The organism is Hallella multisaccharivorax DSM 17128 (assembly GCF_000218235.1).
GTDB lineage: Bacteria > Bacteroidota > Bacteroidia > Bacteroidales > Bacteroidaceae > Prevotella > Prevotella multisaccharivorax.
In genome coordinates, this window is the sequence record NZ_GL945017.1 from 1,137,564 (window position 1) to 1,153,879 (window position 16,316).

General features: G+C 49.6%; 6 protein-coding genes and 1 pseudogene. 5 read left to right on the forward strand and 2 right to left on the reverse strand.

Annotated features, from left to right (window positions below):
- The first annotated feature begins 7 nt into the window (after nt 1–7).
- From PREMU_RS05015 to PREMU_RS05035, 5 genes are all read left to right on the forward strand, one after another.
- On the forward strand, nt 8–1,786 hold the full coding sequence (locus PREMU_RS05015) for a RagB/SusD family nutrient uptake outer membrane protein (protein WP_007573601.1): 1,779 nt from the start codon (nt 8–10) through the stop codon (nt 1,784–1,786).
- A gap of 25 nt (nt 1,787–1,811) precedes the next feature.
- A complete protein-coding gene (locus PREMU_RS05020) occupies nt 1,812–2,465 on the forward strand; it encodes a DUF3823 domain-containing protein (RefSeq protein ID WP_007573603.1) in 654 nt (217 codons plus the stop codon).
- An 89-nt stretch (nt 2,466–2,554) separates the two neighbouring features.
- A complete protein-coding gene (locus PREMU_RS05025) occupies nt 2,555–4,579 on the forward strand; it encodes a family 20 glycosylhydrolase (RefSeq protein ID WP_007573605.1) in 2,025 nt (674 codons plus the stop codon).
- A 116-nt stretch (nt 4,580–4,695) separates the two neighbouring features.
- Nucleotides 4,696–6,270 (forward strand): IS5 family transposase, encoded by a 1,575-nt coding sequence (locus tag PREMU_RS05030; protein WP_007573607.1) that lies wholly within the window; start codon nt 4,696–4,698, stop codon nt 6,268–6,270.
- A gap of 7 nt (nt 6,271–6,277) precedes the next feature.
- Nucleotides 6,278–6,790 carry a WG repeat-containing protein gene (locus tag PREMU_RS05035; protein ID WP_007573609.1) on the forward strand — a complete coding sequence of 171 codons (513 nt, stop codon included), beginning with the start codon at nt 6,278–6,280 and terminating at the stop codon, nt 6,788–6,790.
- Between the two features lie 121 nt (nt 6,791–6,911).
- Here the strand turns inward: PREMU_RS05035 and PREMU_RS05040 are convergent.
- Nucleotides 6,912–8,371: pseudogene (locus tag PREMU_RS05040) on the reverse strand (IS4 family transposase).
- A gap of 428 nt (nt 8,372–8,799) precedes the next feature.
- Nucleotides 8,800–16,311: a T9SS outer membrane translocon Sov/SprA gene (gene sov / locus PREMU_RS05045; protein WP_083819264.1), complete on the reverse strand. Its 7,512-nt coding sequence runs from the start codon at nt 16,309–16,311 to the stop codon at nt 8,800–8,802.
- Nucleotides 16,312–16,316 lie beyond the last annotated feature (5 nt).

Below are 16,316 nucleotides of genomic sequence, written 5' to 3' on the forward strand. Positions count from 1 at the left end.
ATTACAAATGAATAAGTTTAAACTATATATAGGTATCGCATGCAGCGTGCTGGCGCTTAGCTCATGCAACGATATTCTTGACACTACGCCTACTAATATTCTGACAGACCCGACGGTTTGGGTCAACAAAGAAGCCATCGATGCCTATGTAGGCAAGATGTATGACCAGATGCAGGTGGAAGATCTGAACTATTACGTAGACAGTGAGGCTCAGTATCCCTCCCAGGTTACCGACGAAGCTACTCGTTCATACACGTGGGGAAGCGCTAACAATGAGCTTATACCAGAAGGTATGTTTGGCTGGTGGGGCTATGAGCAAGTGAGAAACGTCAACACTTTCCTGAGCAAAATACAGACGGCAACGATTCTGACCCAGGAGCAGTGCAACGTCTATGAGGCAGAGGCACGTTTCTGCCGGGCCATGGACTATTTCGCCATGGTCAAGCGTTATGGCGGTGTACCTCTCATCACAGAGGCACAGGTATATAATGGAGGCAACATGGAGAGCCTGAGAATACCGAGAAGCAAAGAGTCTGAAGTCTACGACTTCATCCAGAAAGAGTGTGAAGAGATTGCCGCTATTCTTCCTGAGGCACGAGCAGACGATGAGAAATATCGTGCTACACGTTATGCTGTCTATGCTCTGGAATGCCGGGCAATGCTCTATGCTGCTTCTGAAGCCAAATACGGCACAGTGCAGTTAGATGGTCTCGTAGGCATATCTGCCGACAAGGCCAATGGCTATTGGCAGGCAGCCAAGGCTGCAGCCGAAAAAATTATGAATTCTGGCAAGTACGCGCTCTACAATGGACAGAGCGACAGGGCTGAGAACTTTCAGTATCTCTTCCTCGACAAGTCTAATGATGAGCAAATCTTCACCAAGGCTTTCGACTCTTCAAACAAAGGCGAAACTTTCGACTACTACAATGCGCCACAGAGCTTCAAAGTCGACTACGGCTGTGTCACCAACCCCACAGAGGATCTGGTTGCAGAATATGAGTATATAGACGGCAGCGAGGGCACACTCAAAGTCAATGACGCTCAGGGCAATCCTATCAAGTATGACAATCCGGTCGATTTGTTCAAGGATAAGGACCCACGCCTGCTTGCTACCGTGATTTATCCTTTCTGCCCTTGGCAAGGAGGAACAGTGGAGATAAGAAAAGGTATCGTAAAATCTGACGGGAGCATCGTGGCGGCAAGCTCTCTGAACGATAAGTTTGAGGGGACGAGTACGACTATCGCAGGCAAGGACGGAGCGCTCACTTCTGGCGACGTTACCAAGACCGGGTTCTATATCAAGAAGTTCATGAATCCTACCAAGCAGGTAGACTATGGCTATGGTGATACCAATTGGATGGTGTTCCGCTACGGCGAGGTGCTGCTCAATTATGCAGAGGCATGCATTGAGCTTGGGGATGAAGCAGACGCTCTCAAAGCCGTCAATATGATCCGTGAGCGTGCAGGGATAGCCAAACACACAAGTGTCAATCGTGATCAGGTGAGACACGAGCGTAAAATGGAACTGGCTTTTGAGAATCACAGATGGTGGGATATACGCCGGTGGCATATCGCGGATCAGCTGTTGAACGCCAAAAAGTTCAAGGCGCTCAATCCCTACTTGGTGTGGGAGGACGGCAAGGATGTCTCACAGATGAAATACATCTTCAAGATAGAAGACGCGCCTAAGAACACACGTACATTCCTCTCGAAACTGTATTACGAGCGTATTCCGTCATCTGCTATTTCAACCAACCCTAACATTGTCCAGAATCCGGGTTATTAATCAACGTAAATATTACATGTGACTTATGAAAAAGATATTTTTTATGATAGCAGCCTGTCTCGCGGTCTTCAGCAGCTGCAGTGTTGACAACTATGATGAGCCTAATGCCTCTCTCTTCGGAGGCATATACGATGCCGAAACCCAGGAGCTCGTGCCTACAGAATCGCCTAATGGAGCGCGCGTGCAGATCTATCAGGGCGACTCCAAGCAGCCTACAAACTTCTGGTGCAAGCCTGACGGATCGTTTGAGAACACCAGAGTCTTTGCCGGAAAATACCGAATAACCGTACAGGGACCATTCGTGGCATCGTCTGTAAGTGAGCAGCAGATAGACATTCCCGCCTCTAATGTCAAGATCGCAGTGGAGCCCTATCTGCGCATCACGGCCGAAGCGGCACTTAACGGATCAACGCTCGATGTTGACTACACCGTCAGGCAGAGCAAAGAATCTGTTGGAAAGGTGAGTCAAGTTCAGATTCTCTATGGAAACACTATTGGACTAAGCGTAACAGCCTCAAAGAAACGGCTCACGGTCAATACCAGCGAACAGCCAGTCGGCGAGACACATCATGTATCTATAGCTGATATCGACACAAGCGAACCGGTCTATGTAAGGGTCGCCGCAAGGACATCTGAGACATCCTATTACAACTACTCAGCCTTGCAAAAAGTGAAGTAGAATACGATGAACCCCGTATAGTTGGACTTTTAGGATATCTACTTTTTTCCTTTAATCCCATCTATACGGGTTTAAAAACACGATTGTCGATGAAAGTAAGAAAGTTATGGCTGCTTGCTGCCTTTGCCCTGAGTAGTCTTGCAGGTTATGCCGGAAGTCCTAAAGCAGACAAGATCATAAATGCCAAGCCATTCACCGTACCGGAGGTTAAAGAGTGGAGAGGTGGAGAGGGTACGACGCGATTCTCTTTCCGTATCGTCTACAAACGCGCGGAGGAGAGAGAAGTGGCACAGCTCTTGGCTGCCGATTATGAACGGATGTTCGGCAAGCGTGTAGCTGTAGTGAATGACAAAGTACAAGACGGTGATATTGTACTTAATATCAAAAGGGCAGACAAGCTCGGCGAAGAGGGTTACTTGCTCGACATAGGCACAGACATCCGTTGCGCTGCGGCTACACGTAAAGGTCTCTACTGGAGTACACGCACATTGCTACAGATCTTTGAGCAGTCCAAAGAGCACCAGAATCTGCCCCAGGGACGTGTGACGGATCGACCTGACTATCCTTTCCGCGGATTTATGCTCGACTGTGGAAGGAAATTCTTCTCTATGACGATGCTGCGCGACTACGTGCGGATAATGGCTTACTATAAGATGAACGTGTTTCATATTCATCTTAACGACAATGCCTTCCAATGGTTCTATAACAACGACTGGAGCCGCACGCCTGCCGCGTTCCGCCTGGAGAGCGACCGTTTCCCAGGACTTACCGCACGCGACGGTCACTATACCAAGCGGGAGTTCATCGGTCTGCAGCGCCTAGCCGACAGCCTTGGCGTAGAGATTATTCCGGAGATTGACGTACCCGCGCATAGCCTCGCTCTGACGCGCTATCGACCCGACCTGATCAGCAAAGACTACCCGCCAGATCATCTCGATCTCATGAATCCCAAGACTTGGGATTTCTGTGATTCTCTCTTTACTGAGTATCTCGAAGGTCCCGATCCAGTCTTCCGCGGACGATATGTGCATGTGGGTACTGATGAATATTCCAACAAAGACCAGCAAGTGGTAGAGAAATTCCGTGCCTTCACCGACCATTATATCCGTCTTGTAGAGCGTTACGGGCGACGGGCTGCCATTTGGGGGCAGCAGACACACGCCAAAGGCACAACACCCATCAAAGTGAGAGACGTGCTTATGTATGCCTGGTCCAACGACTACTCCAAGCCTGACGAGATGATGAAGTTAGGCTATCATCTGGTGAGTATTCCAGACAGGAATGTCTATATCGTGCCCAAGGCTGGCTATTACTACGACTATCTCAACACGAAATGGCTCTACAACAACTGGACACCCGCCAACATCAATGGCATGCAATTCCCTGAACGCAGTCCGCTAATCGAAGGCGGATGCTTTGCCCTGTGGAACGATATTGCTGGTAACGGCATCAGTGACAAGGATGTGCACTACCGGGTAGTGCCTGCTATGAAGACGCTGGCTACGAAGATGTGGATAGGGGCTCACCCCTCTATCAACTATGCCTCCTTCGCTGAGAAAGCAATACAGCTCTCCGAGGCACCGGGGCTTAACTATGCCGGACGATACCCAAAGGGCATTGTTCTTACAGCTGAAAAGGTAGAAAAGAACACTACAATCGAATCAATAGTATCAAAGAAATCGGTGGCTGGTGACCAATCCGTAAAACAAATTGGTTGGAAATATAATGTGAGTTTCGACATCGACGCACACTTGGAAAAACTGGGGACGGTGCTCTTTGCGTGCGTCGATACGAAATTCTATCTTTCTGACCCCATCTCTGGCAAGATAGGTTTCTCACGTGACGGATATCTCGACACATTTGATTACCAGTTTTTTCCGGGTGAGAAAGTACATGTTGAGATTGACGGAGACCAGGAACAAACGAGCCTGTGGGTCAACGGAAAGTGCGTAAGTAGTCTGCCAGTGAAGAAGATTAGCCTTGGGAAGCGAGGTGATATGTACTATATCAGCACCCTTGTTTTTCCGTTGGAACATACCGGAGATTTCGAAAGCATCGTCAGTAATCTTAGGGTGGAAAGTAAAGTACCGGAAGGAGAGAGCGAAGAGTCCTAATAATGTACTTAGTGTTTGCTGAATAATCATAACTTACTGATTGTTAGATAAATATTTGCTATTTGATTCATTTTTTTACATAGAATTAGTACCTTTGTAGTGTTAAAGAAGTACACATGAAGTATACATCGCAGAATAAGAACAGGCAATTGACCCTGGATATGTTCCAATCTTCGTTTGAAGATTTGGATAAGCATAACCGTTGGGTCGTTCTCGGCGATATGCTTCCCTGGGCAGCGTTGGAGAAGGTTTACAACTCCAAACTGCATAACGATGAGCGAGGGGCTGGCAACAAGCTGGCACGCATGGTTATAGGCGCAATGATCATCAAACACAAGCTTAACCTGTCTGATGAGGAGACTATACAGATAATACGTGAGAATCCGTATATGCAATATATGTGTGGTCTCTCGGAATTGACCGACAAGCCTATGTTCGATCCCTCTCTTTTCGTTACGGTGCGTAAGCGCATGAGTGAGGAAGAAATCAACGAAATGACTACGAAGCTTCTTAAAGAAGAACAGCGCAGGAAAGCGGAAGCCGAGAAGAACAAGAAGAAAGGTCAGGACCAGCCCCCCCCTGGCGCTGCTGCCTCCAAGACCGAAAGAGCCGGGGACAAGTTTGCCGGGGAGTTTACTGACAGCAGAGGCGAGCAACACAAGGGCGTTCTGAAGATAGATGCTACATGCGCTAATGCCGGGGTCCGCTATCCTGTAGACGTTGATATCCTCCGTGACGGCTGCATAGTTGTCAACAGGTATATCAAGAAGATCTGCAAGGCTCTCCACATCAAGGCCCCGGCGACAAGTTATAAAGATGCCCGCCGTGTATATCTCTATTTGGTAAAGATGAAAAAGAAAGGCGGTAAACTTGTAAAGGACACCAAGTCCTTCATGCTGAACTGTCTTAACAAAGACCTCAGGTGCATAGTAGATATCTTTGTTGACCACAAGGGCAGCAAAGAACTCCTTGCACCGCACGAGCAGGATATTCTCAATGCCACCTTTGACATGTTCCGCCAACAGTGTGAGATGCTTGAAAACAATGCACATACATGTGCTAAACGAATCGTGAGCATCTTCCAACCTTTTATACGCCCTATAGTTCGTGGGAAGGCCAAGGCAAAAGTCGAGTTTGGCGCAAAAATTGGTGCAAGCATCTGCGAAGGCTATACCTTCATCGATCATCACAGTTGGGAAGCATACAACGAATGCATTGATATGAAACTTCAGCTCGAGCTTTATAAGAAGCGCTTCGGCTATCTTCCTGCAACTCTTCTTGCTGATAAGATATATATGAATACAGCAAACAGGAAACTTCTGAAAGATATGGAAATCAGAACATACAGCAAGCCTCTTGGGAGGCCGCCCAAAGAAGAACACCCTCCGGAATATTACACGGACATGGCCAAGGCCATAGGGGATAGGAACGAAATCGAATGCTCCTTCGGTACCGGCAAGAGAATATACAGAGCCGACAACATACGGGCCAAGCTTCCGGACACAGCGAGATGCTGGACAGGGATGTGTTTCTTTGTCAAAAACGTGATGAAGTTCCTTAGGGAACTTTGTCCCGCAATTTTCAGAAAACTCGTATTTTGGCTTCATCTTCTTCATTTCGAATTAAGCATACCAATGGATCTTGTAGTCCTCAAGGACTACTTGATTTTTTTTTCAGTGAACACAAAATAGTAATGAAATGAGAACCTCAATCAAGCTATTCACAACCATTTTTACTCTTGCTCTTTTGTTTTCCTGTTATGGAAAAGAAGATGACAGACTGTTCGTAATAGAAAAAGATGGATTATATGGATACACCAATGCAAAAGGTGATACAGTCATTGACTGCGTATTCCAATTGGTCTATACGGATACCATTGCTCGAATTGGGTTTGTTGCAGACAGCATGGGGCATATTAAATGTTTCAATCATAAAGGTAAATATCTCTTTGATGTTTTTAAGTATGATAACGGTCCTGACTATCCCAGCGAAGGACTTTTTAGGATTGTAGACAAAGAAGGACTTATCGGGTTTGCTGACACCATGGGAAACCTCCTCATTCCTCCGAGATACAGATTTGCATTTCCTTTCAAAAACGGGAAAGCCAAGGCTACTGATACGGGAACTCTGTTGATAGATAGCCAGGATGTAGACCACCATGAATATTGGCAATCCGATAAATGGTATTTTATATCACATGAAAAGAAATAACTTTACGTCGAAGTAATAATTTAACTAAAGTTTCCCACCCTTATATTTAGGGTAATTTCGGTTGTTTGTACTGTCAGAATAGCCCATTTCTCCTTGCTCTTAACAGTGACTTAAAATATGTTTATACAATATTTTCTTTCGACCGTTTCGCCTCTAAGGCCTCAGCCATAACTTCGAAGTCTGCGCCACGCTCAGGATCGTTTGCAATTATCTGTGTCAGTTCAAGGATGCTATGCTATATCCAAGCACTTCTCCAAGAGCGTCCAGCAACTTCTCCAAACATGCGAGCACTCGTTTCCAAAGGGTTAAAGTCATTACATTGTCTTCCATTTCAGCGAACAACTCGCCCATGGCGTTTCATAATCAGCCATTCGCTTCTCTAAGGCCATCACTGTATATGTTATGTAGCATAAAGTTGCATCAGCAATCTGACCATTGAGATTTCGACCGGCGTATGCTCCCAGTCCAAGGTATTCCTTAGTTTCTCTGTTGACCACTTCGATGTTCCGACGGATCTGGTAGAGTTCAAAAGCACGTACGAAGGACATGGATATATCTGTGGACAGCATGATATTCCATCTTTCATTATGCCCGTACTTGATAAGGAAAATTCTGTTGGGAAGATTACCAAGGTCTCCTCGGAGGGCTATGTATTGGCATTTGTACTTGCGGCAGGCATGAGTATATTCCCTGCTGTATAAAGCAACCAATTCCCCGGCGTTATGCTTCTTGCCATTGATCACATATTTGGTGGCGCCCATTTTTGCCAGCCCCACATAGTGTATGGCACCATTGGCAATCTTCCTTATGAATGAGATGAAGTCCTCACAGGCAAACCAACTGTCTGCCAATGCATACCGTGGATGGAGACCGCATTTCCACATGCGTTTTACCATCTCTACGGTACAGTCCAACTTACTCATGCCGCATTTCAATTCCCTTTGGTAATCAGGATTATCCTTCTCACGGTGTATAGAGAACCTGCGTCTGAACTGCTTCTTTCCAATTCCACCATCACCCTTCCTGCCGGGCTCTTCGTGTAGTGAGAAGTCAAAAGGCAATGTAGATTTACCATCGAAGAATGTGCATAGGAGCAGTTTGTAGCCGAGAACATAGTTCATCTTTACATGATCAAAGATCTTCGTTATATGCTCCATAAACTTTCCGCTCTTTTGCAGTGTGGTGTCATCAATAATCACGCATGAGTTCTCATCTTCAGTTTGTATACCGTTCTTTCGAAGAACGCACATAAAGCGGATTACTGTGTAGTTCATAAGCCGGCGCCAATCCATGGAAGGGCGTTCCAGCATGCGGTAGTAACAGTTCTTGCCGGTCTCAAGGAGGCCATAGAAGCCTTTCTTATACATAGAGTGTATGGTCTCTCCGTTGATTCGGAAAAGACAAAGAGAAAGAAAGAATGAGCTGTACTGCCGATATACCATCGTGTTTCTCTAAGGACAAACGGCAGAGTAGATGACTAAGCCCAAATTTAGAGAAAAGGTGGAGAATATCAGTGCTCATCTTACTTTTAACACTCAAGAGTTTGGATATCTCACTAAAATTGCTTAATCTCGCATCCATAACAGTTCCTCTTTAATTTATTGGTAATCAATGTGATTGGATACTACGAAGTTACTAAAAATTATCGAGAAACTGTTATTTTATACCACTTTATATGGGGTGGGAAACTTTAGTAATTCAGTTACCGAATATTACTCCATCGTTACCCGTGGCGAAATCGGGCAACGCTCTGGTAACTGAACTTCTTCCTGAATCTGCATATCACTGCCCTTTTCAAACAAGGCAGTTTTATGCAAGCCTTTCTGTTTCCTGCTCATTATCAGTTAGTTTACGCCAGCTTCGATTTTTCTTCATTTTCAAGGATTAGTTACGCTGTAATCGCGTTGCCTTTACAGTGTAGACGCGTTGCCTTTACAGTGTAGACGCATTGCCTTTACAGTGTAGACGCATTGCCTTTACGGTGTAATCGCATTGCCTATGTGATGTCTTTACCTCGTCAGCGAGAACTTAATGCTCAGTCCGAAGTCCTGCGTAGTGGTAGGATAGGAGCTTGAAGCCAGCAATGGCGTGTTTGTTTGCCGGTCGAGATAGAAGCTCATCGACATGAGCTTGGAGAGTGTGTACTCTGCCGAGAACGAGAGTTTGAAGGCCGTGTTGCCGCTCGATGCCGTAGAAGAGACGGTGGCAATGTCGCGTGTGATGGCCGCTTGCTTTCGGTAACTTAGGTCCATACGCAGATTAAGTGTATGGTTGGTGCCGTTTCTGGAAGTACTGGTGGATGCGCTGTTGTCCATGGACCTGTTGCCTACACGGCGTTGTGTGTTGCGGGGATGTCTCTTTGCCGAACTGATGCCGAAGAGATTGAAATTGTCAAGCCGCCATCCCCAACCGAATACCCAGTCTTTGCTGATGGCTTCGTTGAGCTGCACCGATGTCATTGAGAGCGACAGGGCACGTGTCTGCCTGTATTCCAATCTTGCTGTCATGTTGTTGAGGAAGGTGACATCAATACCGAGCAACGGCGAGAACGACTCGTTGATGCTGACCGTAGAGACGTTGAACATGGAGTTGGGTATAGGATTACCCGTTGTGGCATCAGTAATGAACCCCATGCCACCATCGCCCATGAGCGAGGCGAAAGTGGAATAACTTTGATAGGCGCCAACTGCATAGATGCTTTTGTAAGCGTGGCTGATGTTCACGGAATTGAAGTGGTCGCGCAGCCATGGCAGTTGACTTAGTCCGCCATAGCGTATCGACCAGTTGGGCATCATATGCCACAGTGAGGGGAAAATGTCGAAGCTTTTACCATATCCTGAAGTGTAGGCGGCAAGGAATGCAGGCACCATCACATCGGCCGAATAGCGGTTTACACCTCCGTTGGCAGCATCGAAAGACTTACCTGCTAAAGCTGTGCCTTGTGGGTATTTCGTGCCTTGATAACGTGCCTCAACATGATCGCGGATCGAAGCCAACGATGCGCAGAACCGCTCAAACGTCTTGGAGCGATAGCCGTTGTTGGCCGATCCCATGCCCTCGAAGGCAGAGCCGATAGATATCGTTGTCATCGTGAGCGAGCCTGTCTGCGTAGTCGGGTTGCCTTGATACATGTATTGTATGCTCTTTGCCCTTGTGCTCATTCGGGAAGCGTTGAGATCAATCCTGAATCCCTTTACGGGCTCCAGTGTAGCCCGCATTTGCAGGTCTTCGGTAAGGTTGGTTGTGGCCGGTGTGGCAACGCTGTCAGCCATGAGCAGCCAGTCGTTGCGCCGCGCCTTGTCAATGTAACTGTCGCCGATGAGGCCGAAAGCGAAGTCGAGTCCTGGTGAGAGCACGTTGTTGCCACGTGTCTGACCGAAGGCCTTGCCGATGGTAGGCATGAATCCGGGAAGCGACATGGCGTACTGATTACGGTAGCTGATGCTGGCCGACCGCACCATCATCGCCACGCGGGCAAGGGCCTGGGCGGTCTTGTACCAGCCCTTGTCTTCCAACGGCGGCAACGTTACCACGGACAGCTTCAAGTGTAATGCCGAGTCAACCTTGTTCTTGATGCGTATCTTGTCCTCACCTATCTTCCTGAATTTGAGCTTGAAAGGCTTTCCGTCCATCGTACGTGCGGAGACCACAATACGCCTTGTGCGTTTGTTGTGTGCGACAGTGATGGTGGTGTCGGGAAGGAGCGTTATCTCTTTCTCGAAGGCGTTGCGATTCTTGGGTAGCACCCTCTTTCTTTCAGCCTCCTGCTTCTGTTGTTGTCTCCATACGGCTACCTCCTTGTCGGCATCCTTACCGTTTTTGATGGCTTGCTCACGTATTTTCTTCTCCTCTTCAGCCTGCCGCTTTTGCTCTGCCGCTTTTCTCTGCTGCTCTTGCCTTTTTTGCTCCATGGTCTTTCGCGGTGTGCTCTTATTGAAACGCTCGTTGGCTTTCTTAAGGAAAGGTACGAGGTTGTAGAGCCTTACCAGGTCGAAGTTGCCGTTAAGCTGTAGCTGCCGGTTGTTGGAGATGGTGTTGCCGAGTGAGGTGCCGTCCTCAAGGTCGGTGCCTCGCACCCAGCTGTAGGTGGAATTGAAGGTGGCATCGGAGCGTAACCATACGAGAGCGGGCAGCAGATGGAGCGGCAATTGGTAGCTCGCTGTGAAGGTCTGCTGATAGTCTAATGGTGCGCCCCAATGGCGGATGCTGGTCCATACGGAGTCCTTCCAGGCAGTGTACTGGTCTGGATAGAGGTCTTTATTGATGGGTGTGTAGGGCTCTTCGATCTGAGAGTGGGTTGCACTCTGGAAGCTCATATGCAGGTTCTTTGTCAGATCCCACCGTAATGTAAACTCACGGTTCCATAGAAACTGCTCGGCAAAGGTGAGTGGCAACTGCGAATTTTCCGTTGACTCCATGTCTCGCTCTTGCAATTCATAGTAGGATCGCGTCATTTCGGAGTTGAATCCTATATTCTGCGGCAGCCAGTTCAGACCGAGATTCCGTGGCAGATCCAGCCATTTGCTGTGGCTTTTCAGTTTTCTGAATGGCTCCCACGATTTATAGACGGGCGACCATGAGTAGTTGAGCATGCCCTGCCAGTTGTCTTCGTTCTCATAAACAGTAGTCTCTCCCTGCCGGTGAGAGTGGGAATGACTGTAGGTAAAGGAGAAGTTGGCGGGATCGTAGGGCATAGGATGGCGCCGGTTCTGAATGCCGACACGAGCATTGGAGACTGAGAAATTAGTATTTACCTGTTTGGTTATGGCGACGCTCTCAATGGAGTCGCGCTCTTGTCGCGATGCAGTGGCGTCGAGTGCATCCTTCAGTTCCATATCAGTATCAAGGGGATTGTACTTAGGTCGTGTCGTCTGCTTGGACACACTGTAGTAGAGTGGAATGGAGACCTTTGCCTTGTCGGGAAAGAACTTGCCGAGTTCCAGGCTTGTTGTCACTTGGAAATTCGACTGGCTGTCCTGTGCTCGTGCGCTGACGCCGTCCTCCAGTCCGCCGAATCCCTCAGCGACATACCTCCCTTGCACGTTGACTGAGCCCATGTCAGAGAGTTGCACGTTGAGGTTTCCGTCAGCAGCCCATCCACCGTGGCTGTTGTATTCTTTCAGTCTCATTTCGTCGACCCACACCTCTCCGCTCTTCTGCCCGGTAGAAAGGTTGCGTATGCCGATGATCATTGTTTTTACTTCGCCGAGCGTTGGGTTACCCATCACGGTCACTTTATTGTTGGGTCGGTCGGCGTCGTAAGCCTCATAGGGGCGTGTGAAGGATGCCGTGCCCATGGCACGCGCGCGGTTGCGCTCCCGCTTGACATTGGTCAGGAGGGAGATTGGTATGTCGAGCATGTTGTCATCGGGCCACACCTTGCGGGTGTCCTCAATGTCATAGCGGCTGTATTTGTTGTAGGGCGGCGTGAGTTTCAACGGAATCTCATACTCGTAATAGTTGTTCTTGTAGTCGGATCCCAGTCGGACGAAGAGTGCAAGCTGGTTGTCTTGCAGGTTGGTGGCATTCACTTCCTCGGCGTTGGCGTGCACGAACATCTGCAGCCTGCGGTAGCGACGCATGTCGAGTGTGGTGTTTTTGTAGACACATTTCGACTCTCCTGGTGCGAGATTGCTGACATTGACTTGCAGTGACTGCTCATTGTCTTCCACGAGTTGCGGCTGTGAGGGGTCCTGTCCACGCCTGATTCCAGGTGGCAACACGTAGTTGACGGGGATCTTGTCGTTGTTTTCTTCGATGCTGACAGAGGCGGTGGTGATGGTGCCTGTCTGCGCAGCGGCATTGTCAAGGTTCTGCTGATAGATGCGCCAGGTGCCGCGCACGAGGTCGAGAGAGGCAAAGCGCATGACGACAGGCTTGTCAAACCCCGTGAGGAACATACGCATGAAGCGGATGCTGGAGAAGTCATTGATGCCGCCTACACGCTTCTCGAACTGCTCCACAGGGATGCGGAAGAGATACCAGGTGAATGTCTTCATGCCCTGTCGCGTGCTCGAAGCGGCATCGCGCTTGTCGACAATGAAGTTCTTGCCTACCTGCAGGTCTTCCGGTCGGATTGAGACGTGATACTGAAAGTACTTCTCATACTCATTGAGCGTATAGTCCTGGTTGATGTCCTCCACGTCGGGACCGCTCTTATACGATGTATCGTAGTTCTCTGTGCGGTTGTCGGTGTCGGGCGAGTTGCCTTGCGGATTGTTGATATACTTATAGCGACGGAGGATGTCGAAGCGCTCGCGGTCGTAGTCGGAGCCACGGAAATAATGGTAATCGTCGTGTGCAGGATCCGCCCAAATGGAGTCGAAGACCGCCTGCGACACCTTTCCCTGAATGGCTTTGAGGAAGTCTTGGTAACTGTTGAACTGCTGTTCCTCAAGGTCAGTGAGCCCATTGTAGCCGACATCCTGCAAGGCACGTGCTCCCTTGGTAGTGGCGAAGGCATAGGTCTGCGTGGTCTGTGTGGGTATCTTTCCCCACTGTGTGTAGGAGAAAGTCTGCGAGCCGTCGACAGGAAGCCCGCTCTCATAGAACTTCTTGCCGTCTTTGAGCACGTCTTCCGACACTTCACCGAGGTTGATATAGAAGTCACCTCCGTCGGCCTTCACGCCTTTCTGCTCTTCGTGGATGAAGGGATCGAGCATCCAAAACTCCACATACTCGATGTTGGCCTGCTGGAAATCATTGGTGTCGAGGCGCCGCATCATTCCGCCCCAGTGCTGTGCGGGATTGTTGAGGGTGCCGTCATAGTTGAGGTCTGGGTTGAAGTTATAGGGTCCCCGCTCATTGGGGTAGAAGGCAATGTTCATCACTGGCAGGGTGGAAGTGGCGCCGTTATAGCTGCTTTGGTCACGGTTGGGATAGAGCTCGCGCACATAAACTTCACGCATATAAGGGTCGGAAAGCATCGTCAGATCGCTCTTGATGTGCGACGGTGTGAGTGACGACGACCGGCGGGTAAAGAGAGGATCGATGGTGTACCATGCCATTTGTGAGCGATTGAAGCCGGAGCGTAGTGTGGTCTTGTCGGTGCTCTCGGTGAACATCGAGGGCACGGACGAGAGAATCCACGCCGTGGGTTCGAGCACTGATATCTTGTCAGTTGTGCCCTCAAAGTCGTCAATGTACGACGCGTTGTCCTGCACGCCGTGTGCCTGTCCGGCGAAGAGCTTGGCAAATTCGCCCGTGAACGAGATTTGTGAGGGCTGTGTCAGGTGCAGGAAAGGCAGTTTGTCGAGGACGTTGGTGAGCCATTGGCTCTCGTGTTTCCAGTTGATGTTGAAGCCGATGATGGTGTTGTTGACCGGTTCGGCACCCATGTTCACTTTGGATGTCAGCGCTTGTTCGCCAAGATGCTGGAAGGTTCCCGATAGCTGGAAGTTCCTTGAGAAGTCGTATTCCCAGTTCATGCCGAACATGGTCTTGCGCATCTGCGAATAGTCACTCTGGCTCTCTAAGGACACGTTGACGCTGGTTCCGGCGTCGATGATGCTTTGGTTGAGGATGGTCACTTCACCTGCTGAATAGTCGACTGAATAGTCGGAGCCTTCGGTAAGCGTCACGCCGCCGGCGGTGACCACTACGGAGCCTTGCGGCACATTGTAGGCACCGAGGGAGATGACGTTGGCCTGCGTGCCGCGATACTGCCCTTGCAGGATGAATTTGTCTTTCTCTGCGATCTGCCTGGCAATGGTCTTGGTAGAGTCGTAGAGTTCGGTGAAGGTGTACTTGCGTGCCACGTTGGCAGCTACACCGTGCTTTGTGAGGTACTGGTAGAGATAGCTTCCGAACGGCTCGGCAGCAGGAAAGAAGACGCGGCCGTCGCTTATGGTGTAGCCCTCCACATAGTCGAAGTAGCCGTTGCTGTGTGGCTTGTTGTTGTTGTCGAGGCGGTCGGCTCCGAGTAACTTGATGATAGGAGTCCCCTTGACTTGTTGCTCAGGGATGTAGCTCAGATAGACACCGGTAGTGTCCGATTGGTATTTCACGTCGAGACGAAACTTTTCTTTCTCCACCGAGGCGGCGAGATAGTAGACATTTTTCATCATCAGCGGCCAGTTGCCCTGTGAAGGGTTGTTGCTTGTATTCTTTAGAGACTTGACAAACAAGGCTTTCGTGACATCGGCTACATCGCTTGCGAACTCACCTACCTGATAGGTTTGTCCGCCGTAGGTGTACTCATAGGCCACGCCGAGCACCTGATCGGTCTGCAGTGCAGTCTTGAGCGACACATAGCCCAAGGCTTTGTTGACGGTGTATTCTGATGGAGTGAGCAATCGTGCGCTCTGCAGTTTCTCATAGTCGGTGCCGCCATTGAGTCCCACGCCGTCGAGAACGGCCGACGTCTGGTCCACGTCGCGGGCGGTATGGTAGGCTCCCGTCATGGTCTCATACTCGGTGTTGGCCTGATTGGCCGGCACTGGAGAGCCTGTCGTCGTCCATTTCTGGTTGCTCACCTTGCTGTTCTCGCCAAGGTCAGTCAGGGCGATGATGTTGCGGGTGTTGTTGGTCGTGCCGCTCTTGTTGGTCACCCAGATCTCCACGCGGTTGATGGTGACGCCTGTGGTGAGATTGGGCAGGGAGTACATACCGGCGTCGTAGTGGTCGTGAAAATACTGTGAGAGGAAGAAGTGACGGTTTTCCTCATAATCGGCGACATCCATCTCAAACGGCGTGAGCTGTTTGCCTCCCTGTGAGGAGACGCTCTTCGACACGCTCTTTTTCTGTGAGGCCACAAGCTGGAGTTTCAGTTTGCCGAACTGCAGGTCGGTGCGCAGGCCGAAGAGCGAAGATGCTCCCTGCACGAGCGACGAGTTGGAAGGAAACGACACATTGCCGCCCTCGACGAGCTTCACAATCTCATCCTCCTTGCCCTCGTACTTGAGCTTCATGTTCTGCGTGTCGAAATCGAAGGTCGCATCAGTGTTGTAGTTCAGGTTCATGTTGACCTTGTCGCCCACGCGTCCGTTCATGTTGAAGTTGATCTTCTCGTCGAAGTCCATGGACGTTTTCTTACGTGAGCGTGCGGGAAGTGAGGGGTTATCAATATTCTTGTAGGTAGCTCCAAACTTCAGTTCAGCCGTTCCCTGGGTGCGTATGCGCACGCCACCAGGGCCAAAAATCTTCTCAGCCGGACCGAGATCGAAGTGCATGTCGCTGAAATCGAACTTCTCTTTGCCTTTGGTCTTGTAGATCTCATTGTTCTTGCCGCGATAGAAGGCATCGCGCCAGTGCTTTTCGCTCCAGGCCATATACTCTTCGGGTGTCATCATGATAGGTGCTGCGAGCCACGTGTCGCCAATGCGCGTGCCGATGATATAGCGGTTGATGGTATCGTTGTAGACCACGTCGTACCTGATGCCGTCGGGTCGTTGCAGGTCCATGGCATTTTGGTCGAGGTCATCATAAGTGATAGGGGTGGTGCGTTGGATCTTCCAACGGGTGTGGAGACTGTCGGCGGGCACGGCACACCAGCCCGCCACGTGGGTGACGAGCAGCAGCATGGAGA